We start from the raw sequence: 25,414 nt of genomic DNA on the forward strand, positions 1-25,414 counted from the left end.
ATTCTCATATTTTGGCATAACAAGAACTCCGGAAAAAAGGGGAGGCTGTATCAGGAGCCATCCCTTTTCCGGAGTTCTTTATTTCTTCTTTAATAAAATCATTCACATGCGCGGATCCATACCTGCATTTCGCCCTCACCTCGGTTGTTCCACATATAATATGGAATCAGCTTCAGTTTCGTCTTTTCCTCTTCCTCTTTCTGATACAGATGATACAACGGCTGTTTTTCTGCATCGCCCAGCTTCATGCGACGTCCCTCGGCCGTTACGCTCACAAAGTACTCGCCCAGCTCATCGGCTGCTTCTGCGGTTTTTTCACCATTCACACAGAGTTTTGTCAAATGCAGATTCTTTCCGTTGTCTGCTTCTTCCATACAGTAAACAACCGGTCCTCGTTTTACGGCAACACGGCCGGCGTCCTCGCGTACAAGCGGATTGGATGCCAGAAACTGGATTTCCATCGGGAAGTTCAGGCGGATCGTCTCACCCTTCGCCCATACTTTTGTCACATAAAGATACCCGTCTTTTTCTTCCACTTCTGCGCCTTTTGGAATCTCTTTTTCATAAGAAGCACACCATCCCGGGATGCGGAATGCAAAGGTGTACGGCTCTTTGGTATCGCTCTCGCAGGTCACGGAAACATGGCCGTCCCACGGGAATTCGGAAGTGATGGATGCTTTTACTTTTTCTCCTTCCACTGTTCCGCCCATGTACAAGTGGACAAACAGGGTTGTGTCGTTTTCCGTGTATGCGTAAGATGCAACTGAGCTTACCGTTCTTGCCAGGTTCGGAGGGCAGCAGGCACAGCCGAACCATTTCTGACGGATCGGTTTTACATGGAATTTCCGCTCATCCTTGTGACATGCCTCCGGCAGTACCTCCAGCGGATTGACATAGAAGAAGCTCTTTCCGTCGAGCGCCATTCCGGAGAGAACGCCATTGTAGAGGGCTAATTCCATCACATCCGCGTACTCTGCTTTTGCCTGAATCTCCAGCATGCGGCGAGCAAAGAACACAAGACCGATGGATGCACAGGTCTCTGCGTAAGCGGTATCGTTTGGCAGGTCATAGTTGAAAGAGAATGCCTCTCCTATATGAGTGGCACCGATTCCGCCGGTGACGTACATTTTCTGATGCACCATGTTGTTCCAGAGAGTTTCACAGGCTTTCAGCAGGCTCTCATCCTGCGTTGCCCTTGCCACATCCGCCATGCCGGAATAGAGATATACGGCGCGTACGGAGTGCCCCTGCACCTCATCCTGCTGACGCACCGGGCGGTTTGCCTGATTGTAGCTATATCGTTCCTCGCCCTCCGGGCAGGTCAGACCGCGCTCGATATCGTAATAGTATGGTTTTGTTCCGCGCTCGTCGATGAAGTATTTTGCAAGATCGAGATACTTCTGCTCGCCGGTCAGATCATAGAGACGCATCAGAGCCATCTCTGCAATTTCGTGACCAGGATAACCTGCTTTTTTACCCTCGCCGTGACCGAGTTTGCTGGCAATAAAGTCCGCGAAACGCTCTGCTGCTTTTAAGAGACGGTCTTTTCCGGTCGCCTGATAATAGGCTACGGCGCCTTCCGTCAGATGACCGAAGCAGTACAGCTCATGGTTGTCCTTAAGGTTTGTAAAAATCATATCCTGATCGTTGATCAGATAGTAGGTATCGAGGTATCCGTCTTCTCTCTGTGCTGCGCAGACAGCTTCAATTGCTTCATCTGCCGTTTTTTCCAGCTCCGGATCGGGATGCTGTGTCAGGGAGTACGCAACTGCCTCCACCCATTTGGTAAAATCGGTATCCTGGAACAGGAAGCCATAAAATCTTCCGTCCATTTTGCCATCCTTCGGCAGTGTCTCAAAAGTATCCAGCGGATATTTGATCTGAACAAATTTGTCTCCTTTTGCTTTCCGCTCTTTTTCAACTTCACCGGCGCGGCGGTAGTTCCGCATACAGAAGCTCGGTGCTGCTCCCGGAACATTGTCATTTAAGGCATTCCACTGATACGGAATTACTTCGGTGCGGACAAGCTCCATCTCTTTTTTCCAGAATGCATCAGTAACCTGGACTTTTGCCAGGGATAATGGTTTGCTGAAGTTTTTCTGATCCATTTTTTCGGTCTCCTTTTTCGTTGTCTTCCGCCGCCTCCTGGTTTAAAAAAGATATTTTCCTTGCTTTCAGGGATGGGAAGCGTTACACTTCTTTTGACGGCTGTTTTCCTGTTTTTCTATAGTTTTATTTTAGCAAAACGGACCGCCGTTTAAAATACAAGAATGTTTGAAAAGGTTTGAAAAAGTCATATGATCTCTGTTTTATTTCCAGATGCCGCCTGTTTTACCTACGACCTCTGCGGCAAATTCCAGTCCCCGTCCCCGGAGTGGATGCACCTGACACGGAATCTCGTCAATTTTGAACTGATGGTTGTGACGGAAGGAACGCTTTTTATCGCGGACGAACGCCGCTCTTACGAGGTTCACCCCGGCGAATATCTTCTTTTGCCGCCGACCGTCCATCAGCATGGCTCGAAAAAGGGAAGCTGCTCTTTCTACTGGCTCCATTTTATCCCGGGTATCCCCTCCGCACCGATCGTCGCTCCTTCTGACCCGACCGCCGGATCGGTTCTGGATGAGTTTCATGCTGCACCGCCATCCTCCTACCGCCTTGAGGACCTCGCTCCCGCCCAGCTTCCATCCAACTACCCCGAAACGTTATGCATCCCGCGCCAGGGAACGCTTTCCTCCCCGAACCGCGTCATCATCCTCATGAAGCAGCTCCAGGACACTTCCCTGCGTTTCCACAACACGTTCCTCAACAACAGCCTGACTGCCGCTGTTCTCGGCGAAATCAACTGTCAGAGTCCCTTCTACCGCACCTACACTTCCGAAACGCAGCGGACGCAGATCCTGCAGGACATCATCAGCTACATCCAGTACCACAGCAGCGAGTCCCTCAAAGTCACCGAACTCGCCCGTTATTTCGGCTACAACGACAAATACCTCTCCTCCCTCTTCCACGAGGGCACCGGAATGACACTGAAGCAGTTCATCCTGAAATCCAAAACGGACAGCGCAATGGCTGAGCTGACGGACACGAATCACACTGTCTCTCAGATTGCCTATAACGTTGGATTTCAGGATGCGCATAATTTTTCCACGGCTTTCCGAAAGCTCACCGGGATGACGCCGGGACAGTACCGGAAGAGTTATGGGAACCGGAAACTTTCTTTTGAATAGGACGGGAGGATACGACCCCCAGGCACCGCGGGGGGCGGACGCTCCGCTGCGCCTGGGGACCCATCTACGTTTTGGCGGACGGAAGTGATTTACTCAATGGATGGATTCACTTATTCTTTAGAAATTTACTGTTTCTTTTAGAAAATAGACATACTTTGCTCACATTTCTTCACTATACTATATCTCAGATAGTTGATGAACCACTCAAAACTATCTCCCCCCTCATTATGAAAGAGCAGCCCGCATATCCGCGGGCTGTTCTTATTTTTTGTCTTTTTGCACCCCACCTAACGTAAATGCCGCCTGCGGTCGGGGAAATATCCCGACCGCAGGCGGCCTCACAATCTACCGTGGAATCACATTACTCTTCCGCAGCTTCAATTGCTGCAGTCTCGATAATAAATTTCACGCTTCCATCCATTCCATTTGCCTTACCACTGTAAGAAGTATAAGCACATTTATCCGAATTCAGCGCCTGAATCCGATCCAGTACATCTCCCAGATCATCCTCAAAGGTACTCTTCAGCTTGCTGGTACCCTCTTCTTCAAACTTCTTCGTACCGTCAGCCAGTTCTTTCGCCCCATCGGACAGCTCGTCAATACCATCAACAACCTTGCTGCTTCCCGATTTCAGATCAGAAGCTCCGCTTGCCAGAGAAGAAGTTCCATTTGCCAGTGTAGAAGCTCCGCTCGCCAGCGTAGATGCTCCGCTTGCCAGCGTAGAAGCTCCGCTGTTCAGTTCAGAAGCTCCGCCTGCCAGGGAAGAAGTTCCATTTGCCAGTGTGGAGGCTCCGCTTGCCAGCTGGGATGCTCCGCCTGCTACCTGAGAAGCACCGCTTCTTAAGCTTCCGCTGTTTGCAGAAAGTTTTGCAGATCCATCGCTTAACTGGCTTCCCAGCTGTCCAAGACCTGCGGTCAGCTGTGTCGTGCCGCCCTGCAGAGTCGTAACACCCTCAACCAGAGCCGGTGCATTTGCTTTCAGCTGGCTTGCGCCGGAAAGCAGCGTATCATTGTAAGCACTCAGCTGAGTAAATCCTGCGTTCAATGCATTGATGCCTGCTGTTGCTTTTGCAAAACTCTCATTTGTGCTGCTGTACAGCTGGCTCACACCTGCGGACAGAGTATCGATGCCCTTGTACAGAGTGCTTCCGCCTGCATCAAGCTGTGCCACACCTGCGGTCAGTTTCTGCATTGCACCAAGATTCTGCTCAACAACTGCTTTATTATCGGTGATGGTCTGCATCTGTTTCTTCATGGTCTCAAGCTGCGGCATCAGAGCTGCAACCGTCTTCTGCAGATCACTGTATCGGCTCTTGATGTCGCTCATCTTCTGCTGCATTGCTGCAAGACCGGAGAGATCCGGGCGCTCGATTTCGAAGTTCAGTTCCGGAAGGGTAATCTGCGGAGCTGTAACCGGAGTAACCGAAACGGTTCCGGCGGAAGCGGAAACGCTGACACTTCCGATCTGATTTCTTGCTTTACTTAAGGAATCGGCAAGTTCTGTATTTCCAGCGCTCTTAGCTGCGGAAATCTGTGCATCCAGTGTAGCTGCTGCAACAGAGAGCTGATCATTTGCCTGTTTTGCTGCATCGGCGGAAGCCTGGCTTGCTGCTGCATCAGCTGCGCTCTGTGCTGCTGCTGTTGCTTCTTGGTTCAGCTGTGCTGCTGCTCCGTCTGCCCATGCCTGAACCTGTGCTGCCATCTGGGTTCCCATCTGCGTTGCCTGATTCGTGATCTGTGCCTCCAGACCGCTTAAGTAGCTCTCAAGTCCTTTGGACAACGTATCCATCTGGCTCATCAGCTCGTTGCCGTTTGTCATCATGCTGTTGACAGATCCTGCGATTGTGGTGTTCAGAACCTCGGAGAGTGCCTCGGTCTCGGAGATCAGGGTAGAACCGGTGCTGGTCATACCGTCTATCATCGTCAGAAGGCTCTGTACATCGGTGCTCTGCAGCTGCTCGTTCAAACTGGTCAGTCCTTCGGAGAGTTGTTTTGCTCCTGCTAAAATATCATTCTCATCTTTTCCGTCGAGTGCTGCGTTCAGTGTTGCGATTGCACTGTTTACCTCGGTCAGGCCGTCTGCCAGAGGCTGAAGCTGCTCAGCGCCTGCTGCAAGCTGTTTCTCGCCTGCTACATAAGAAGCAACGCCGTCGGACAGCTGTGTTGTTCCGTCGGTGTACTGTTTTACGCCTGCAACGACTTTATTCACACCGTTTACATACTCAGTTACGCTTCCAGTCAGCACACCGTTCTTTCCAAGATACGTCTGGATTGCTTTATTCAAGGTATCAGCGCCCTCGGTGTAGGAGTTTACGCCGCTTGCCAGGGAAGAAGCTCCGCTGCTTAAGGTGGATGCTCCGTTGGACAGGGTAGCTGCTCCGCTGTTTAAGGTAGAAGCTCCGCTGTTCAGAGTAGAAGTTCCGTTTGCCAGAGTCGATGCTCCGCTTGCCAGTGTGCCGGCTCCGCTTACCAGTGTGCCGGCTCCGCTGTTCAGCTCGTCAGCGCCGTCTTTTAACGTTCCGATACCGTCATCCAGCTCTTTGTAGCTGTCTTTTAAAGTATCCACACCATCGGAGAGTGCCTTGGAACCGTCAACCAGTTCCATTGCAGCATCCTCAAGATCACTCAGTGCATCCTTCAGGTCATCGTATCCGGTGATGTTGTCGGTATTGATGGTGTCGAGAACATCGTCAAGTGCAACGGTGAAGGTAGAATCCAGAGAGAAGTTCTCCACATCTGCAGTGATCTCCAGGCTTTCCGGCAGTTCGAAATCGCTGTCACCGGATACCAGATCTTCAAGGGAATCGGAATTTAATCCCAGGCTTTCCTGCAGGCCCGGCATACCAAATCCGATTACGATGTTTCTGCTTCCATCGGAAATGACTTTACCATTGTCGATCTTGACATTGGAGAAAGTATCCTGCGGAAGAATCATTCCGGTCATCAGGACGAATGGGGTGTACATCGTCTCTTTCTTGCCATTGATGTCAACCGTTGTCTTTGTGTTGTTTGTATAGTCAACTTTGATTTTCAGTTTTCCGCTCTTTCCGGCCAGGTCATCCGGTTTGATTTCCTTGCCGTCCAGATAATAGGTGAACTTCACGGAAACCGGAGGTTCTTTTGTGGTTGTTCCCTGATAATAGATATCCTCGCCGTCTGTCTGCCAGGTCAGCTCGTTTCCGCTCTGGGTGAACTCCTCGTCGCCCTTTACGTTTTTGATGTCCTTCAGTTCACTCTCATCTTTCAGGTTCTTTTCCGTTCCTGCGTTCTTCAGCCAGTTGGATACGGTGATCTGATCTTCCGATCCGTCTGCATTTGCATTTACATATACGGTTTCTTCTTTGGAAACCGCTGCGTCCTCTCCTGTCGCTGCATAAACCGGAGCAGCTCCCATAACAGCAGCCATACCAACAGCAAGACCAGACATCATCTGTTTTCTCAGTTTTCTGTTTCTATTCATTGTGATAAACTTCCTTTCTGTGGTTTTTATAATGGTTTTTTATGATGAAATCCAGGATCATAAGAGAAGTAAAACCCACTCGGAGTAAGATACTGCGGGATACTGTTTCCCTCAGATCGAGGATGTTTTTCCTATGCCTTTCAATCATCTAATGTTATAACGCAAAAATGACTCTTAGTCAACATTAAATACTGCACAAAATTGACGATCGGTCATTTTTTTCTTCGTGCATAGTCACAAAAATGAGAAAATTAGTCATTTTCCCTTTGACAGTTTCCATGTATTCTAACTATAATTGTAGTTAAGTAAATGACACATGATGTGATATTTTTCAGGAAAGGAGACTCTCTGTGGGAAAAATTGACAACAACAAACAAATGAAACGTGAGTCCCTTCTGGACTCTGCTTTCTCACTTTTTATCAACAACGGCTTCAGTAAAACATCCATTTCGGATATCGTGAATAACGCCGGCGTTGCAAAGGTACCTTCTATCTTTATTTCAAAGATAAGTACGATATTCGGAATCATCTGATTGCACATAAGGCGAGTCAGGTATTTCAGGCCGCCTACTCAGATCTGCTGCGCCACCCGGATATCCATGATTTTGAAGAGCAGGTGCTTTTTATCACCGACAATATCCTCGACCAGTTTGCCGCCAACCACAGCCTCGTGACGCTGATTTCCAAGCATCTGAGCTGGGGATTCTTCAAAAACTCTCTTACCTTTGCTCCGTTTGCCGACACGCCGGCCATCTACACCATCTATGAATCTCTGCTCTCTCATGCAGCATATACGTATCGCTCACCGGAGCTGATGTTCTATATGATTCTGGAGCTTGTAAGCGGTACAAGCTACAATGCTATCCTGTACCAGCAGCCGGTTCCGCTTGAAGAACTAAAGCCGGAGCTCTACGCTGCCATTCGGGGCATTTTCAAGCAGTTCCGAATCCGGAAGAAACGGAAAACCACGGAAAATGCAGGCGCGAATCCCGACTCACTGCTCTCGTAAACAAGAAAGAATCCTGCTTTGCAGGATTCTCCGCCTGCGGCGGGTCGCTTCAGCGACATAATTCCCGTCCGCCGCAGTGCGATCCTGCCCGGAGGGCTTTTTAATTTACAGGAAAATTCAACGAAGTTTCCTGTAAATCAAAAAAATACTTTCGCGGAATCTTTTCAAAAGAAACCACGAAAGTATTTTTTATTTTTCTCTTTGCCTATACCTGCTGTTCCAGATACTCACCAATCCGCTGTTCCATCACAGGCACCAGCCACTCGGCATAGCCGGCCTTCATCGGATGAATCGGATCCTGAAGATACAGTTTTCGTTTTTCCGGGGAAACACGGTTGATTCGTTCGTCATTCCAGAAATCGATCACACCGATCTGCCATTTTTCCTGAATTTTCAGAAGCGCCTCTACCATCTTCGCGTACGGCTCGGAATCATACTGTGGATTCGTATAGAACATCACCGGGCAATGCCACGTTTCTTTTGCATATGCAATGATATACTCAATCGCGCCGCAGACAGTTTCGACATCGAAGCTCTCCAGATCGCAGGATTCCGAAATTTCACCGAGCGGGCTGTTGCGTGTTGCATCGTTCGTGGACAGCTGGCAGATAAAAAGATCCACCTGTTGCTTTGGATCAAGCCTGTCGCGCATACGCTCGATGTAGGAATCCTCACCATTATCAATCAGCGTGGTTCCGTTGACCGCTTCTTTGATGCAGGTACAGCTGTCTTTCTTCGCTATGTACTCCGCAAACGAATTGTTGTGGGCAGCAAAGCCCTTCGTCACGGAGGATCCCAAAAATACAACTGTTTTTCCTTTTAACGGACTTGTTTTTTTAAACGGAATACGGGAAACATCGTATCGGACGGAATTTCCCTTTTTAAAATAACCTGTTTTCTTATTCATGCTATATATGCCGCCCACAGCTAAGGCTGCGCCTCCTGCGGCCAGGATTCCGGCTATTATTTTTGCATCCATCGCAAAACCTCCATTATCTGATTCAATACCACTTCGCAGATCCTGTCGGATCTTTTTTTCGAATACCCCTATCTTACATCATTTTTCTGAAAATGCAAGTAAACTTTGTTGTCGATTTTGTTCCGATTTTGTTAACAAAATACGGATTTTCTGTGTTCTGGTCGAATTCTGATCGATTCCGGCGATTTTTTTATTCTCTTTTCCTCAAAAACCATTGACTTTCAAGTGCACTTAAATGATATATTAAAAGCAACGTAATTACTATTCTTTCTGTACTTCCAGAGTCCTTCCACGCCTGCTTTACGAAAACCTCTGCGAATACAGAAGCATTGCAAAGGAGAAAATTCTACTATGAAAGAAACAATTTTAGGCAATCACCTGCGAAAAGTTCCTTCCATTGCAGTCGGATGCATGCGGCTTTCCGAAAAATCGAAGGACGAGATGAATCATTTTATCCACTCCGCGCTGGAGCAGGGCGCATATTTCTTTGATCACGCGGATATCTACGGCGGCGGCATGAGCGAGACTGTGTTCGGTGAGGCATTTTCCGGCGATCCGTCCCTGAAACGGGAGGATATTTTTCTCCAGTCCAAATGCGGCATCCGCCAGGGCTGCTATGATCTGTCGAAAGACCACATCCTGGAATCTGTCGATGGTATTTTAAAACGTCTGCAGACGGATTACCTCGATCTTTTGCTGCTCCACCGGCCGGATGCGCTCGTAGAACCAGAAGATGTAGCTGCCGCCTTTGATGTTCTGTTTGAGAGCGGAAAGGTCCGCCATTTCGGTGTTTCCAACCACAAGCCGATGCAGATTGCACTGCTGCAGAAATATGTCCGCCAGCACTCGTTGCCAATCAGGTACAGTTCAGCATTCCGGTTTCCAACCTTGTTGCAAATGGCATGGAAGTGAACATGGAAACACCGGGTTCGGTTGACCACGATGGCAGTCTGCTCGATTACTGCCGTCTGCACGATATTACCCTGCAGGCATGGTCTCCGTTCCAGATGCCATCATGGAAAGGATGTTTTCTTGGAAGCGACGAGTACCCGGAACTGAACCGGAAAATCCGTGCACTGGCCGAAAAATACAGCGTCAGTGATACCACGATTGCGGCAGCGTGGATTCTGCGCCACCCGGCAAATATGCAGCTTGTCACAGGTACGGCAAGCGAAAACCGCCTGAAAGAGATTATCGCGGCATGTGCTATTACGCTGACGCGGGAAGAATGGTATGAGCTGTATCTGGCGGCAGGCCATCCGCTTCCGTAAGTTTTTCTGTCCGCCTGCCCGTATGCGGAACAAAGCTAAAATCCGTTTTTCGGATCCGTGATTGATTTATAACATCGGAAAAGCATTCCTTTGGATCTTGTCGATCTTCCGGAATGCTTTTCCCTTTTTCCTTTTCTTTTTTCATGCAGCTATCTGCAATCCGCATTTACTGCCTGCCCATAACCAAATAACTGCTCCGCAGTTTATCAGAAGAAGCTTGCATTCCTCCTGATACAGGCAAGTCCCCAACCACTGCTTATTACTTTTCGTACTCGAAGCAGGTGACTTACTTGATTCGGTTAAATCAGATCTCTCCCACCAGATATCCCTGTTTTCCGTTGCGAAGGAAAACAGGCAGTGTTTCGATCGGCGCCTCAATTTCATAGGCTTTTCCGCCCTCATAAACATCACCGGTATTTGCCAGCGTCCAGGACGCACCGGCCGGCAGATAAACGGTACGGCTCGTTGCTTTTGGCCGGACAATCGGTGCTACAAGGATGTCGGAGCCGAACATGTAAGCATCGGAGATATCCCAGCACGCTGCATCCTCCGGGAACTCATAGAACATCGTTCTCATGACCGGTGTTCCTTTTTCGTGTGCTTCTGCCATCAGGCTTCTCGTGTAATCGCGCATTTTTTCGCGGACACCGATGAATTTTGTCAGGATTTCATAATTTTTCTCTCCGAAGCTCCATACCTCGTTGTCAGCTCCGGTTCCCTCACGCACTTCGCCAGCCTTGTTGATGATCTCTTCTCTTGGTCCCCGGTTTCCGTGAATACGCATAACCGGGCAGAAGGTGCCAAACTGGAACCAGCGCACAAGCAGCTCCTGAAAGTCCGGATCTTCGGTCACACCGCCGTGGAATCCACCGATATCAGTCGTCCACCACGGAATACCGCAAAGTCCCATATGAAGACCTGCACAGATCTGTTTGCGGAAATCCTCGTAGGTTGAGAAAATATCGCCGGACCACACAAGGGCTCCGTATTTCTGGCTTCCGAGCCATGCGCAGCGGACGAGGTTGACAATATCCTCCTGGCCGCTCTCTTTCTGGCCCTCGTAGAACATACGGGAATACTCTCTTGGATAAATATTTCCGATCTCTTCCACCGGGCCTGCGGCGTAGCGGTAGCACTCGTACTCATAGGTTGAAAACTCCGGCTCTGCCTCATCCAGCCAGAAGGTGTGGATGCCGAGATCTGCATAATTTTTCTTTACTTTCTCCCATACATACTTTCTTGTTCTCGGATTTGTTGCATCCAGGAAGACATTATTTCCATGGAACAGCATCTGTACATCAACACCTGCGTTGCTCTTCACAAGGAGTCCCTGCTGTTTCATTTCTTCGTAATTCTCGCTTCTCCAGTCGATCTGCGGCCAGATGGAAACCATCGTCTCGATGCCCATCTCATGCAGCTCGTCGATCATTGCTTTCGGATCCGGGAAATATTCTTCATCAAAACGATAATCACCGCATCTTGGCCAGTGATAATAGTCGATGACAAAGACATCCAGCGGAATGCCGCGTTTTTTGTACTCGCGTGCCACATTCAGTACCTGCTCCTGATTGTAGTAGCGCAGTTTGCACTGCCAGAAGCCAAGGCCGTACTCCGGCATCATCGGAACTTTACCAATGGCATCTGCAAAGTGCTCTTCAATTTCCGCCGGGGTATCACCTGCGGTTACCCAGTAGTCGAGCTGCTTTGTGGTGCGTGCCAGCCATTCCGTTGTGTTTGTTCCGAAATGAACCTCACCGACTGCTGCATTGTGCCACAGGAAGCCGTAGCCAAGGCTCGATACATAAAACGGAATGCTCGCCTGCGAATTGCGGTGCGCCAGTTCCAGGTTGCATCCCTTCAGGTTCATTCGCTCCTGCTGATACTGTCCCATACCGTAAATCTTCTCATCCGGGTTGGAATCGAAGGATACTTTTAGCTGATAAGCGCCGCCCTTTAATGCACGGTAATCGTGTGCGCGCAGGCAGAGCGCTCCGCCGTTCGCAATCTCAGAGAGCAGCACCTCGCCCTTCTGATTCAAGAACGTAATCCGAAGCTTCTGTCCCCACGGCTGAAGCTCGAGAACCGCCTGGATTTTACCGTTTTTGATCGTCGCTTTCCGTTCATCCACCAGCTCAATTTCCGCTTCCACCGGTTCCGGATCAAGCAGTGCAATGCTTCCCTCTTCTATCTCCGAAAGAAGCGTACCTCTCACCCGAGACTGTCCTTCTGCCACGGCTCCACCCGGACCGTCTCCCCATCCTGCCGGAAAATCAGCGCATTTCCCTGTTTCTCAAAATACTGCATAAAAACCTCCCTTTCCAGAACCCGCCGTTCCAAACGCATGCATGGGCTCTGCTCTTTTCGTTTGCTTTCTACTTAGCATTATACTAACATTTCCGGCAGAATACTTGATCTTAATTTTCATGTTCTAACACTATTTTGATCTTTTTCAATTATTTCCCATTGAAATAAAGCTCTTTCTTAAGGAATCGGAATTCGCCTTTCCCCTGCGTCCGTTTTTCAACGCAAAGAACCCCCGGAGCCATTACAGCCCCGGGGGTTCTCAGTATTTCATTTATTATGCAAGCTTCAAAGTATTAACCTTAACTCCAGGTCCCATAGTAGGAGCCAGAGTAACGCTCTTCAGGTACTGTCCCTTCAGAGTAGCCGGTTTTGCTTTGTTGATTGCACCGATCAGCGTCTGGAAGTTGTCGCTTAACTGCTCCTCAGTAAAAGAAGCTTTTCCGATTGGCACGTGGATAATGTTTGTTTTGTCAAGACGATACTCAATCTTACCTGCTTTGATCTCTTTAACGGCTTTGGTAACATCCATAGTTACGGTACCAGCCTTCGGGTTTGGCATTAAACCTTTCGGTCCAAGTACACGGCCCAGACGACCAACAACACCCATCATATCTGGTGTAGCAACAACAACGTCGTAATCAAACCAGCCATCGTTCTGGATTCTCGGGATCAGCTCCTCAGCTCCAACGAACTCTGCACCTGCTGCAACAGCCTCATCAGCTTTTGCGCCTTTAGCGAAAACAAGTACACGAACCTGTTTTCCGGTACCGTGCGGCAGAACAACTGCTCCACGGATCTGCTGGTCTGCGTGACGTCCGTCACAACCAGTTTTGATGTGAACTTCGATTGTCTCGTCAAATTTAGCAGTAGCTAATTTCTTAACTGTGGAAATAGCATCTGCCGGATCGTACTGAATGCTACGATCAACTGCTTTTGCAGCCTCTAAATATTTCTTACCATGTTTCATTGTCTAATAACCTCCTGGTGGTAGTTGCGGGAATCTCCCTCCCACGTCAATACGAGAAGATGTAAACTCTTCTTCTAAATTAGTCCTCTACAACGATACCCATACTTCTTGCGGTACCTGCGATCATGCTCATAGCTGCCTCAACAGTTGCTGCATTCAGGTCTGGCATCTTCATCTCTGCGATCTCACGAACTTTGTCCTTAGAGATAGTAGCAACTTTCGTTTTGTTCGGAACGCCGGAACCAGATTTCAGGTTGCAGGCTTTCTTAAGCAGAACTGCTGCCGGAGGAGTTTTGGTTATGAAGCTGAAACTTCTGTCTGCATATACAGTGATAACTACAGGGATGATCAGGTCTCCCTTATCTGCTGTTCTTGCGTTGAACTCTTTGGTAAACTGTACGATGTTTACTCCGTGCTGTCCAAGTGCAGGTCCAACCGGTGGTGCTGGTGTTGCTTTACCAGCAGGAATCTGTAATTTGATATATCCTGTAACTTTCTTTGCCATTTTACGGCACCTCCTAAATAAATGTGGTAATTGCGGGAATTTCCCTCCCACGAAACGCCCCTGGGGCATTTCTTACATCTTCTTGACTTCTGCGAAACTTATTTCTACCGGCGTTTCGCGGCCGAACAGCTCAACATTGATGGTAACCATCTGTTTTGTATCGTTGATACTCTGAATCAGTCCGGTTGTATCCTTCCATGCGCCGCCTGTTACAACGACTGCATCGCCAACTTCAAGGTCAAGCTCAACCTTTTCCTCACCACCGGTGATTCCAAGGTTCACCATTTCCTCATCCGTAAGCGGTACCGGCTTGGATCCCGGTCCGACGAAGCCCGTAACACCTCTGGTATTGCGGACAACATACCAGGTATCGTCGTTCATGATCATGTTGATCAGAACGTAGCCCGGAAACAATTTCCGGAGTACCTGTTTCTTGGTTCCGTTCTTGACTTCAACAACTTCTTCCATAGGAACACGTACTTCCAAAATCTGATCCTCAAGATGACGGTTCTCAATTGTTTTCTCAATATTGGCTTTTACTTTGTTTTCATAGCCCGAATAGGTGTGGACTACATACCAGTTTACTTCTGACATTCTGACACCTTTATCCTTATTTGATCAATAAATTGACGAACTCGATTACAGCGCTGTCAACCAGGGTGATTAACCCGCAGGTTACTGCAGAGATCGCTACGACTGCAACGGTCTGCTTGCCCAGCGTTTTGTTGTCAACCCAGATGATTTTTCTGAACTCTGCTTTCAAGCCCTTGAACCAGCTCTTTTTGGATGCTTTTTTTTCAGTTTCTGCCATTGGATCACCTCTTACCAAAGATTATTTGGTTTCTTTGTGCATTGTGTGCTTTTTGCAGAATCTGCAGTACTTCTTTGTCTCCATTCTCTCAGGATGGTTCTTTTTCTCTTTTGTCATGTTGTAATTACGCTGTTTGCATTCAGTACATGCCAATGTGATTTTTACGCGCACGACTTCCACCTCCACTGTGTATTTGCGTTATCGCTTGTGATCCTTGCGGATCAGCGGCGGTCTCTTCATTTCTGCCCTGTTTTTGCTGCTCGTACTTCAGCAATTTCAGGCATAAAAAAAAGACCTTCTTCCATGTCGCTGGTTTATTGTAGCACAGGAACTGCCTGTTGTCAACAAAATTCACCAAAGTACGCTGAGATTTTTTATCAGGATCGTATCGTTCACCGGTGTCCGGCGAACTGTAACACCCTGTTTGTTCGAGACGATTCCGGACAGGAAATGATTCTGCGCGCAATTTTTCCTGCGCGCAGAACCATTCTCTTATTCTTTCCCTGAAAAAGCCTTACGCATCCGATCTGGAATACGCGTTTTTCATCTGGTTGCTGAGTTCAAAGAGTACCTTGTGCAGTGTTGCACCCGTCTCTTTTTTCAGCATTTCAGCGATTTTGTTGTTTGCTTCTTCTCTCAATTGTGTCTGTTTTGTTTCGTCTGTCTCCCCTGCAAGTAGCGCATCGTATTGGTGGATCAGTGCATGGCCTTTTGCCATCACCTTTTCCTGATACCGCTCAATGTGAAAGATAGAAGACTTATAGGATGCATCTGCCATTGCTGCCACCATGCGGCTTGCCCAGTAGAAGTTATCTGTGGAAACCTCTCCCGTTGTGTTGGAAAGATACTCCGGTGTTGTCGTCACATCGGTGTAGAACGGAACCAGCACATTGAATGTATTTGACGCAAATGCAATCCACTGCAAAATGCCGTTGTCTCCTTTGTGATCCGGGCGCATCTGGATGACAGAAAGGAAATCGGTCCGGTTGACACCGATGGAGCGATATGCTCCCTTCCACGATTTATCGCCGTATGCGGCATACGGGTCGTACGGTGTTCCCTGATAGTGGGAGGACAGTACGTATTTCACATCCTCTACGGTGATCTTCTTCTCCGGAACCATCATCCACGGAATATCGTCGGATACCGGTGTGTAATCGGCATCCGGTCCGTCCCATTTTTTCGTGTGCGGGTTCAGACAGCGCTCCATGAACCAGGCACGCGGTGTATTGTAAACGTGATCGGAATCATCGTGGCTTCCGAAGGCATCGCGCGGATTAAAATTTCCATCCATAGAAAGATCCAGATGATATGTTTCAATAAATTCTTTCAAGTCTGCTGAGCACATATATTCCTTCTGTTCGCCGAGTGCATCCTCCAGATCAAAATGGTCGATGCCAAGCTGGTTCGGCATGGCCACATAATGGTCATCCGGCACTTTCACTGCCATCCAGTGATGGCCGCCGATCGTCTCCAGCCACCAGATCTCATCGTGGTCCTGAAATGCAATGCCGTTCATCTCGTATGTACCGTACTGCTCCAGCAGGCTGCCAAGTCTTTTGACACCTTCTCTGGCGCTTTTAATATAAGGAAGAACAATATAAACGAGGTCCTCCTCGCCGATTCCGCCCGGAACCTCTTCTTTTCCGTCTTCCGCCGGCTGATAAACGACAAGCGGATCAGCACCCAGCACACGCGGATTCGATGTGATTGTCTCGGTCGCAGTCATGCCGACCTGCGCTGCATTCACGCCGCTTGCCGACCAGACACCCTCGCCTTTTTCTGCGTTTGGCACTGCAGTGTACCGCATCGGATTGTCCGGAAGCTCAATGGTCAGATGAGAAATCTCGGTTTTATAGGTTCTCGGCTGCTCCTCCGGGTGAATCACTACAAATTTTTTCGATGTATAATGGCCTGCACCAGAATCGTCGTTTCGCGCGATCATGGTGGAACCGTCATACGATGCTTTCTTTCCAACTAAAATGGTTGTACAAGGCATAGCTATAGCCCTCCTTTTGCTGTCTTATGCTTCCGATTATGACATCTTCAGCTGCGATTTGCAAGCACCATGTTATCTGTCGTTTTCTTCCTTTTTCACAAAATAAACCGTATCAATTCCTTCTCCCCTGTCATCCTTCAGCCGCCGGACAAGACTATATCCCAGCTTGTCCAGGATATGCTCCTGGGCCCCGTTCGTGGACCAGGTACGGAGAGTAATCCGGCTTCCCGGAAATTTTGCTGCGATATCCTTTTCTGCTTCTGCATACATTACCTCCGAAATTCCCTGTCCGCGGTAATCCGGCCAGACGCAGAGGGTGGTCAGATAGCAGGAATCCGGATATGCTTCCAGATTCTCACAGTTAAAGTGATCCTTCCAGGTCATAAAGGCCCGCACGACTCCCTCTTCCTTCCACAGCACCACATGCTGACTGCAGATATTCTCCAGATATTCTGCAATTCCATCCGTCTTTTCTTCTGTCTCGGCCCAGTTCGTCTGGGATGTACTGTTGCGGTGGGAAAGCGGCGGAACGAAATCCTGATCGCACAGCTCCAGCAGCTGCCGGATTTCCTCTTTCTCTTTTCGATCCTCTATCCCGTCCCTTACAACGACTCTGCTCTCGCAGCACATCCACGGAAGCCGGCATACGAGTGCTACGGCTGCACACATGCCATCTTCTACGCTGGCGGCATCGAGCCATTCTTCTCTGGTATGCGCTCCCCCGCCCCGGCAGAAACCGACGCAGATAGCAGGAATATGCCGCGACAATGGGATATTACAGTCTGTGGATGCTTCAGAGCATACCGCCTCTTCCCCATCGGCTGCCTTCAGCGTTTTCTGTGCGCACCGCGTCATACGTGCCATCTGGACAGGATCCGTTTCTCTTGCGCACGGCCGCTTTCCGACGAGCTTGCAGGAATACTGTACCTCCTCACTCTGGCGTGCTGCTATGGTCTCCTCCAGATATGTTTCGCAGGCTTCCAGGCTCCTGTAATCCTCCGAACGGAATTCAAACAGCATGGAGGCATCCTGCGCAATCGTATTAACAGAGGTTCCTCCCTCTATTTTTCCCACATTGTATGTTGTATGAGATGCTGCATCCGTCTGAAAACGGTAAAGCTCTCCGATCAGGCCCGCAAGCTCTGCAATAGCATTTTTTCTTCCGAAATTCAGGAAGGAATGACCGCCCTTTGTTTTTGCCGAAATCCGATACCGGACAGACCCGATGCAGATGGGATACATTTTATCCCGATACAGATCAAAGGCTGCCATTCCGCACAGATTTTTTTCATAATGGTCGACAAGCGCGCGAACTCCGCACAGATTGCCAAGCCCTTCTTCTCCAAGATCCGCTGCAAAAATCAGACCGCATGGAAGCTCCGGCTCTGTCTCATGAACGTATTTTGCCGCCATCAGAAGCATCACAACATTCACGGTATCGTCTGTGATGCCGGGACAACGCCAGATCATTCCGTCTTCTTTGATCTCCAGCGGCTCCTCCAGCGAAAACACGGTGTCCAGATGCGCCGTATACAGAACCTTCTTTTCCTGTTCCGGCCGATACTCCCAGATTACATTTCCAAGCTCATCCGTATGAACCGACTCCATGCCCTGCTGTTTCATCCATTCCATGCAATATGCGATTCTCTGATCTTCTTTTCCCGTTTCCGTCGGGGTCAGTGTCAGCTCCCGCAGCGTCTGCAGCGCAAGTTCTTTGTTGTTCCGGCAAAAGTTTCGGTATTCTTCTTCTATTTCCCATTTTTTACGCATGAAGTACAATCCTTCCTTCTTTGTATTCCCATTCTGTTCCATATCTCTTGCTCACGCGGGTGAGATATTCTGCAATTTTTTCTGCTGTTTTTTCGTCTGCCACGTACGGAATATTTTTTTCTGCCTTTTCCCTGTCCATACCAAGCTCGACCGGCAGAAGCTCCAGATGTGTGCATTTCCCCTGACAGATCTCGAAGTACGGCAGCACACTCCGATAGACCTCCGGAATTTCGTAGAGGGAATGTGAGGACTGCTCCTGCCGCCTGGCGATTCCGATGGATGCTGCCGTGTGAATATTCAGACCATATTTTTCCATGTAGTCCGCAGGCAGAAGGCGTACATACTGATTTTCAAAAATAAAATTTCCGAGGCAGTAGAAAATCGGACAGTCATGATACAGTTCGATTCCCTTCAGCTGATGCGTTCCGCCCCCGATCACCGCGCTGGCGCCCGCATCGATACAGGCGTGTGCAAATTCCTCCAGAAAATAATCCGCTTCCTCGTCATTGTCCTTACGGATTTCATGGGAATGTACCATAACCAGGACTGCCTCACATGTCATCTTCGCTTCCCGGATTGCATCGACGGTGCGTTTCACATCGATCGGATTCGGGCTGGAGCTTCTTCCCTCTGTTCCGTCCTTGCTGATTTCAAACATTTTCCCGCCAAATTCCATGACACCCTCGGAAAGCGGAGCTATAAATCCCTCCTGCCGGTGCAGATCCCGCAGTCCGTTGATTCCGGTCACCTCTGCAATCTTTGCAAGATCCTGCGCATGTTTCTCCGTAATGGTATATTTTTCCGAAAAGCGCAACGGATTTAAGCCCGGCCTGCCAGGCTGCCGTTCCGTCTGGCTTCCCGCCCTGGCTGCATTTTCAAAGGTAGAACAGATATCAATCACCGCAATCTGTCCCGCTGTTGTGTCCAGAATGGCAGGACGCGATGCTTCGTAAAGATTTTTGCCTGCTCCGGCATATGCCACATCCTTTTTTTTCAGTTCGCTGATCGTAGATGCAAGTCCTTCATAGGAATAATCCATCGTATGATTATTCGAAATCCCAAGAAAATTAAAACCGTAACGCAGGGTGTCTTCCAGACACTTCGCATCTGCCGTCAGCCATGTTCCGCCGGAATACGCCGATGCGTAACAGCTGCCGTCCGATATCGTTGTTTCCAGATTTGCCATCCGGACTTCTCCCCGCATCAAAAATTCGCGAATCGGCAAAACATCCTGATACCCCGGCAGAAGCCGTTTCATAATCAGAATATCACCCGCCGCCGATACTCTTATTGTTCTGTTCATTCTTTTTTTGCCTCCCGAACGATTCCCTCTCTCTGCTTTTGGAATCGCATCCTTATCCATTCTTATTTTTTCGTAACGGTTCAGAGCCCCATCCCGGTTTTTCTTTCCTTTTACATGCTTCCAAATCGTTACCTTTTTTCTCTGTATCTGCTGCTTCTTTCTACCAGATCCGCAAAAAGGCGGTTCATCTCCGGCGCTGAGTGAATCAGCCCTTCCGGATGCCACTGTACGGCCACAATCTGTCCGTTGCGGCTTTCTATCGCCTCGATGGTTCCATCCGGCGCCGTTGCTGAAACCACGATGTCCTCTCCCGGCGTACGCACTGCCTGATGATGCATGGAGTTTACCGCATGGGTGCCTGCCCCCAGGATTTCTGCCAGATGGGTTCCCTCTTTAATTTCCACATGGTGATGCAGATAAGACCGCTCCAGGGACTGCAGATGCAGAATTGTGGTTTCCTTCTGTGTATAGATATCCTGGTACAGATCACCGCCGCACAGGACATTTAAAAACTGAATTCCTTTGCAGATGCCAAGCATAGGCATTCCCATCTCTTTTGCTGCCCGTCCAAGTGCAAACCAGGCCTCGTCGATCTCCGGACGGATCGTCTGGATCTGCGGTTTTGGCTCTTCTCCATAATACCACGGATTTAAGTCCTCTCCGCCGGGAACCAGAATTCCGTCGCACACAGCAAGTATGCCTTCCGGATCCGCTTTCATGGCAACTGCCGGAATTGCCATCGGAATTCCGCCGTTGTTCAGAACTGATTCGATATAATCGCTGTTGACATACATTCTCTCCGCACTTGAAAAAAGTCCCGGCTGTGTTTTATACGTATTTCCCAAGATTCCAATGATCGGTTTTCTCACTTGTAAACTCTCCTTTTTTACCAGATATGCGAAAACGGCTTCACCTTTCCTGTGAACCCGCTTCCGGCATGCTTTTTCTTTCGTTATCGAATATTTTACAGTACATCCTGATGGCAGATATGACGGATCTTTTCCTCATCTAAAGCACGAATGACATTGGCTGCCATTGCGCTTGCTGCCTCCAGGTCTTCTTTTGCGCAGAAATTGTAATGGCTGTGCGCATAGCGGGATGGAACACCAAGCACCAGACACGGAACTGCTTTTCCTGTCACACTGATTTTTGCTGCGTTTGTGCTTCCGCCTCTTCTTACGCTCTCCTGGTATTTAATTCCGCATTTTTCTGCTACTTCCTCGGCCAGTGAAATAACTGCGTATTGGAAATATAGCTGTTGTCCAGGATACGAATCTGAACACCCTTCTTCATGCAGCCCTGTGCCTGTCCTGCGCTGATGAAAAAGTCATCGGAAGGAGATCCCTCAAATACAATGGCAAGGTCCGGTTTTACAATCTGACTTGTTACCACAGCACCGCGGGTTCCGACCTCCTCCTGTGCTGCAAAGGCGCCGACAACATTAACCGCAAGAGAAGCCTGCTCCTTTTCCAGCTGTTTCATCGTATCTACGATGCATGCGCAGCCGGCCCGGTTGTCAAATGCTTTTCCGAAGCAGATTTCATGCTCTGCATCGTATTCAAAGGTTACATCCGGCATCATCGGATCACCGATATGGATTCCGAAAACGTTTTCAACCTCCTCGCGGCTGGTTGCTCCGACATCCACATACATTTTTTCAATTTCCAGAGTCTGGCTGTTGCGTTCTGCTGTTGTCATGAAATGAACCGGTTTCGCACAGATAATACCATGTACCATCTTTCCAGATCTGGTGCGGATCCATACCGCATGTGCCGGAAGGCTGGTCAGATGAAAGCCGCCAAGCATGATAATGCCAAGGCATCCGTTGTCCTGGATATTCTGTACCATGAAACCGCATGCGTCCAGATGGGCATCCAGCTGGATGACCGGACGGGAATCCTGCTTTGTTCCCGGCATCCGCACATACAGGTTATTCATTGCGTCATTTTCTACATCAAATTCTTTGCAGTAATCTGCTATGGTACGGATGACATCCTCCTCAAATCCACTTGGTCCAAATGCATCGGAAAGCTTACCAAACATTTCTATATCCATTGTTTTATCCTCTTTTCTTTGGGTTTCTATCAGATTTATATTCTTAATATACAACAAAGCAGTGTGCTGTGACAATATCCATCCAGCGATCTGTCTCCAGCTTATTTGTGAAGGTATCTACCTTCTGCATTCCCGGATAAAACGACATCGTGTACGCTTTTTTCCAGTCTTTATAGGTTACCTCATATGTAAAGTGCTCCGGAAGAGCCACCTGACACTCTTTTTTCTGTCCGGCAACTGCCTTTTTTACCCCTTCCCGGATTTCGGATATCACTTTTCCTTTCGCTTTGCACCACGTTGCCGCACCGACACCATGCTTCGTTTCCACTGTCGTAATGCCCGGAATCAGTTCTTTGGCCTGACGGCAGATCTCTTCATCTCCGGAAAGGAACAGCACCGGTACGTGATGTGATGCTGCTGTATAGCTGTTCAGCATGCACTCACTCATCACTTTTCCATTCAGATGAATATACAGGCTGTTTCCTGTCGATGTGTGGCTGATCGAAAAATTGGGATCTCCTGCCGGTGCATGATATCCAAGATACAACACGCCGTCATAGCTGTCGTCGATACCATACATCATATTATACGGATGACCACTCTTTCCCCGGATCAGGGTGACATACTCCGGCATTTTCAGCGGGTCAATGTTGGATGCATCTCCGTGACCGTCCTTTACGACAATCTCATCCGCGCCCGCTTCATGTGCTGCTTCGCATGCCGCAACGACCTCTTCGGTCATCTCCTCTGCAAATCTCTGGTATACGCTTTCCTTCTTATGTGTTTCATCGGTCAGTGCCACTCCGGCACAGCCCTCGATATCTGCACTGATAAAAAGCTTCATTTCTGCTGTTCCCTTCTTTCTTTATCATAAAGATGACAATATACGTAATGTCCGTCATCCACTTCATACCGCTCCGGTGCCTGTGTTTTGCAGCATTCCATGCATTTTGGACATCTGGTATGGAATTTGCAGCCTGTCGGCGGCTTGTGGGCGGATGGGATGCTTCCCTCAAGCAGAATTCTTTCTCTTTTTGCCGTCGGATCCGGAACCGGAACTGCGGAAAGCAGTGCCTGCGTATACGGATGCATCGGATTGCTGTAAATTTTCTCTTTTTCTCCGACCTCCACGAAATTGCCGAGATACATAACGCCGACACGGTCACTGATGTATTCCACAACGCTCAGGTCATGTGCAACAAAAATATAGGTCAGATCCAGGTCATGTTTCAGTTCATTTAAAAGATTCAGAACCTGCGCCTGAATAGACACATCCAGTGCCGAAACCGGTTCGTCTGCGATGATCAGAGACGGTTCTACCGCAAGTGCACGGGCAATTCCGATTCTCTGACGCTGACCGCCGGAAAATTCATGTGGATAACGGTTTGCATGGTAGTCATCCAGTCCTACCCGGTGCAAAAGATCCAGCACTTTCTTTTCCAGATCCGCTTTATCCTGATACAGATGATGCACCAGCAGCGGCTCTGCAATGATGTCAAAAACGGACATCCGTGGATTCAGGGACGCATACGGATCCTGAAAAACCATCTGTACCTTTTTCCGGATGGAACGCATTCTCCGGTCATTGTACTCTGTAATATCTTCTCCATCCAGATACACATGGCCCGATGTCAGATTTTCCAGTTTGCAGACCCCTCTTCCCAGTGTGGATTTTCCGCAGCCGGACTCGCCTACAATTCCGAATACCTCGCCTTTTTTCACCTCAAAGGTAACTCCGTCTACCGCTTTGACGAATTCCTTTTTCCCAAATCCGCTTCCGGCAACCGGATAATAAATTTTCAAATCCTCTACTCTAAGTAATGTATCCGACATCCTAGTCACCTGCCTTCTCTACGTGATCTGTTTTGAGCTGTCCGCTTTCGCAGAGCCAGCATCTGCTGATATGGCCTTCCTCGATCTGGAAAAATCCCGGTTCTTCCTCGCGGCATTTTTCCGAAGCGTATGGACATCGCGGCTCAAATTTGCAGCCTTTCGGCATATATTTCGGGTTTGGAACGTTACCCGGAATCGACTTCAGTTCTTTTCCGGCGTCTCCCAGTCTCGGAATCGATCCCAGCAGTCCCTTCGTATACGGGTGGGACGGATTGGCAAAAATTGTTTTTACATCTCCGCGCTCTACCACGCGGCCGCAGTACATAACGGCAACATCATCGCAGACCTCTGCAACAACGCCAAGATCATGTGTAATAAACAGGATGGATGTACCCGTCTCTTTTTTCAGCTGATTCATCAGATCCAGTATCTGTGCCTGAATCGTTACATCCAGTGCGGTCGTCGGCTCATCCGCAATCAGGATTTCCGGCTTGCATACAAGCGCCATGGCAATCATGACCCTCTGTCTCTGTCCGCCGGAAAGCTGGAACGGATACTCCTTCATCATATGCTCCACACGCGGAACACCCGTTTTCCGGAGCATGTCCTCTGCCTTTTTCAGTGCCTCTTTTTTTGATATTTTTTCGTGCTGCAGAACGCATTCTGCCACCTGGTCTCCAATCTTCATGACCGGGTTCAGACTGGTCATCGGTTCCTGGAAAATCATGGAAATCTTGCTTCCGCGCAGCTTTCTCTGCTGTTCCTTCGTCAGCTTTACAATGTCATCGCCATCCAGCAGGATTTCGCCGTCAGCAATTTTTCCTTTCGTTCCGGCCAGTAATCCCATCACAGAGAGGGATGTCACGCTCTTTCCACTTCCCGACTCGCCTACGATGCCAAGCGTTGCGCCGCGTCGAAGCTCAACATCGACACCGTCTACTGCTTTGATCACACCGCCATCGGTATAGAAATACGTATGTAAATTTTTTATCTCAAGTACGTTATCAGTAGCCACTTCTGCTCCTCCTTATCAATCGGAAAGTTTCGGATCGAGTGCATCGCGAAGTCCGTCGCCTAACAGGTTAAAGCTCAGTACGGTAAGGAAAATCGCAAGACCCGGAAAAATCGTCACATACATTGCACTTGCCATATAGTTTCTTCCGTTGGAAAGAAGCAGTCCCCATTCCGGTGTCGGCGGCTGTGCTCCCATTCCCAGGAAGGAAAGGCTCGATGCCGTCAGAATGGAAGATCCAAACGACATGGAATACTGTACAATGATGTCCGGAATGGCTCCCGGCAGAATATGGTGAAACAGAATTCTTGCATCGGAAACACCGATGTTCCGTGCCGCCAGGACAAAGACGGAATTTTTCAGGGTCAGCGTTTTGCTTCGGACAAGCCGTGCGAAGGTCGGTGTAGAAAAGACAGCGACCGCAATCACAACGTTTGTCATGCCGCTTCCGAGGATTGCCACGATGGCGATTGCAAGAATCAGTCCCGGAAAAGCAAACAGGACATCGCAGATTCTCATAATAATAGAATCAATCCATCCGCCGTAATATCCGGCCAGAAGTCCGAGAATGGTACCACAGACTGCACCGACCGTAACAGCGCCGAATCCGACTGCAAGTGAAATCCGGGTTCCACAGACGATACGGGAAAACAGATCCCGTCCAAACTCATCCGTTCCAAACAGGTGCTTCATACTTGGTCCCTGCAGAATCGCATTGTAATCATACTCATTGATTCCGTACGGCACAATTTTGCTTCCGAAAAACGCAAGGAAAATGAGAAAAATGATAAAACAAAGCGCAACTACTGCATTTTTCTGTTTTTTAAATTTTCGAACCATCTCAGAAAACGGAGTTTTAATTCTCTCCTGGTTCTCGGTCTGTACTTTTTTCTTTTCTTTCATTCC

20 protein-coding genes and 2 pseudogenes are annotated in these 25,414 nt (G+C 48.8%); 4 read left to right on the forward strand and 18 right to left on the reverse strand.

Annotated features, from left to right (window positions below; translation table 11 throughout):
- Window positions 1-98: 98 nt before the first annotated feature.
- Window positions 99-2,108: a glycoside hydrolase family 127 protein gene (locus tag DWZ60_RS10480; protein WP_118595264.1), complete on the reverse strand. Its 2,010-nt coding sequence runs from the start codon at window positions 2,106-2,108 to the stop codon at window positions 99-101.
- Between the two features lie 189 nt (window positions 2,109-2,297).
- Between DWZ60_RS10480 and DWZ60_RS10485 the strand changes: the two genes are divergently transcribed.
- Window positions 2,298-3,230 carry an AraC family transcriptional regulator gene (locus DWZ60_RS10485; protein WP_119208587.1) on the forward strand — a complete coding sequence of 311 codons (933 nt, stop codon included), beginning with the start codon at window positions 2,298-2,300 and terminating at the stop codon, window positions 3,228-3,230.
- 361 nt (window positions 3,231-3,591) lie between these two features.
- Here DWZ60_RS10485 and DWZ60_RS10490 read toward each other — a convergent pair whose 3' ends face one another.
- Window positions 3,592-6,690 (reverse strand): hypothetical protein, encoded by a 3,099-nt coding sequence (locus tag DWZ60_RS10490; RefSeq protein ID WP_119221622.1) that lies wholly within the window; start codon window positions 6,688-6,690, stop codon window positions 3,592-3,594.
- A 350-nt stretch (window positions 6,691-7,040) separates the two neighbouring features.
- On the opposite strand from DWZ60_RS10490, the gene DWZ60_RS19955 reads away from it, so the two are divergent.
- Together DWZ60_RS19955 and DWZ60_RS19960 are read left to right on the forward strand one after the other, a co-directional pair.
- The gene (locus DWZ60_RS19955) at window positions 7,041-7,223 is read left to right on the forward strand and encodes a TetR/AcrR family transcriptional regulator (RefSeq protein ID WP_330422263.1); all 183 of its coding nucleotides are present in this window, start codon (window positions 7,041-7,043) and stop codon (window positions 7,221-7,223) included.
- Window positions 7,224-7,306: 83 nt separating this feature from the next.
- The gene (locus DWZ60_RS19960) at window positions 7,307-7,699 is read left to right on the forward strand and encodes a hypothetical protein (RefSeq protein WP_330422264.1); all 393 of its coding nucleotides are present in this window, start codon (window positions 7,307-7,309) and stop codon (window positions 7,697-7,699) included.
- Window positions 7,700-7,904: 205 nt separating this feature from the next.
- Here the strand turns inward: DWZ60_RS19960 and DWZ60_RS10500 are convergent, their stop codons facing one another.
- The gene (locus DWZ60_RS10500; protein ID WP_118595267.1) at window positions 7,905-8,678 is read right to left on the reverse strand and encodes an SGNH/GDSL hydrolase family protein; all 774 of its coding nucleotides are present in this window, start codon (window positions 8,676-8,678) and stop codon (window positions 7,905-7,907) included.
- Between the two features lie 351 nt (window positions 8,679-9,029).
- Between DWZ60_RS10500 and DWZ60_RS20815 the strand changes: the two are divergent.
- A pseudogene (locus DWZ60_RS20815) lies at window positions 9,030-9,949 on the forward strand (aldo/keto reductase).
- Between the two features lie 304 nt (window positions 9,950-10,253).
- Here the strand turns inward: DWZ60_RS20815 and DWZ60_RS10510 are convergent.
- The 15 genes and pseudogenes from DWZ60_RS10510 to DWZ60_RS10580 all read right to left on the reverse strand — a co-directional run bounded on the left by DWZ60_RS10510 (window position 10,254) and on the right by DWZ60_RS10580 (window position 25,411).
- Window positions 10,254-12,161: a glycoside hydrolase family 31 protein gene (locus DWZ60_RS10510; RefSeq protein ID WP_330422265.1), complete on the reverse strand. Its 1,908-nt coding sequence runs from the start codon at window positions 12,159-12,161 to the stop codon at window positions 10,254-10,256.
- A gap of 366 nt (window positions 12,162-12,527) precedes the next feature.
- The gene (rplA, locus tag DWZ60_RS10515; protein ID WP_022463246.1) at window positions 12,528-13,220 is read right to left on the reverse strand and encodes a 50S ribosomal protein L1; all 693 of its coding nucleotides are present in this window, start codon (window positions 13,218-13,220) and stop codon (window positions 12,528-12,530) included.
- Window positions 13,221-13,299: 79 nt separating this feature from the next.
- Window positions 13,300-13,725, reverse strand: coding sequence for a 50S ribosomal protein L11 (rplK, locus tag DWZ60_RS10520; protein WP_022463245.1), 426 nt, complete (start codon window positions 13,723-13,725; stop codon window positions 13,300-13,302).
- Between the two features lie 72 nt (window positions 13,726-13,797).
- Window positions 13,798-14,319 carry a transcription termination/antitermination protein NusG gene (nusG, locus tag DWZ60_RS10525; protein WP_022463244.1) on the reverse strand — a complete coding sequence of 174 codons (522 nt, stop codon included), beginning with the start codon at window positions 14,317-14,319 and terminating at the stop codon, window positions 13,798-13,800.
- A gap of 16 nt (window positions 14,320-14,335) precedes the next feature.
- A complete protein-coding gene (gene secE, locus DWZ60_RS10530; protein WP_022463243.1) occupies window positions 14,336-14,536 on the reverse strand; it encodes a preprotein translocase subunit SecE in 201 nt (66 codons plus the stop codon).
- Between the two features lie 21 nt (window positions 14,537-14,557).
- Window positions 14,558-14,707, reverse strand: a complete 150-nt coding sequence (rpmG, locus tag DWZ60_RS10535; RefSeq protein ID WP_055219257.1) for a 50S ribosomal protein L33 — start codon at window positions 14,705-14,707, stop codon at window positions 14,558-14,560.
- Between the two features lie 343 nt (window positions 14,708-15,050).
- Complete coding sequence (locus DWZ60_RS10540; protein ID WP_119221623.1) at window positions 15,051-16,535, reverse strand: C69 family dipeptidase; 1,485 nt, start codon at window positions 16,533-16,535, stop codon at window positions 15,051-15,053.
- A 72-nt stretch (window positions 16,536-16,607) separates the two neighbouring features.
- On the reverse strand, window positions 16,608-18,305 hold the full coding sequence (locus tag DWZ60_RS10545; protein ID WP_158554999.1) for a M20/M25/M40 family metallo-hydrolase: 1,698 nt from the start codon (window positions 18,303-18,305) through the stop codon (window positions 16,608-16,610).
- The gene (locus DWZ60_RS10550; protein WP_158576385.1) at window positions 18,298-19,608 is read right to left on the reverse strand and encodes a CapA family protein; all 1,311 of its coding nucleotides are present in this window, start codon (window positions 19,606-19,608) and stop codon (window positions 18,298-18,300) included. Before DWZ60_RS10550 ends, DWZ60_RS10545 begins: the two co-directional genes overlap by 8 nt.
- Window positions 19,609-19,736: 128 nt before the next feature.
- Window positions 19,737-20,477, reverse strand: a complete 741-nt coding sequence (locus DWZ60_RS10555) for a gamma-glutamyl-gamma-aminobutyrate hydrolase family protein (protein WP_055226730.1) — start codon at window positions 20,475-20,477, stop codon at window positions 19,737-19,739.
- A gap of 95 nt (window positions 20,478-20,572) precedes the next feature.
- A pseudogene (locus DWZ60_RS10560) lies at window positions 20,573-21,663 on the reverse strand (M42 family metallopeptidase).
- Between the two features lie 43 nt (window positions 21,664-21,706).
- The gene (locus tag DWZ60_RS10565) at window positions 21,707-22,507 is read right to left on the reverse strand and encodes a M55 family metallopeptidase (protein ID WP_055219245.1); all 801 of its coding nucleotides are present in this window, start codon (window positions 22,505-22,507) and stop codon (window positions 21,707-21,709) included.
- Complete coding sequence (locus DWZ60_RS10570) at window positions 22,504-23,496, reverse strand: ABC transporter ATP-binding protein (protein ID WP_055219243.1); 993 nt, start codon at window positions 23,494-23,496, stop codon at window positions 22,504-22,506. Before DWZ60_RS10570 ends, DWZ60_RS10565 begins: the two co-directional genes overlap by 4 nt.
- A gap of 1 nt (window position 23,497) precedes the next feature.
- Window positions 23,498-24,511 (reverse strand): ABC transporter ATP-binding protein, encoded by a 1,014-nt coding sequence (locus DWZ60_RS10575; RefSeq protein ID WP_117761727.1) that lies wholly within the window; start codon window positions 24,509-24,511, stop codon window positions 23,498-23,500.
- 15 nt (window positions 24,512-24,526) lie between these two features.
- A complete protein-coding gene (locus DWZ60_RS10580; RefSeq protein WP_055219238.1) occupies window positions 24,527-25,411 on the reverse strand; it encodes an ABC transporter permease subunit in 885 nt (294 codons plus the stop codon).
- Between the last annotated feature and the right edge of the window lie 3 nt (window positions 25,412-25,414).

This window comes from Blautia sp. AF34-10 (genome assembly GCF_003477865.1).
GTDB lineage: Bacteria > Bacillota > Clostridia > Lachnospirales > Lachnospiraceae > Fusicatenibacter > Fusicatenibacter saccharivorans.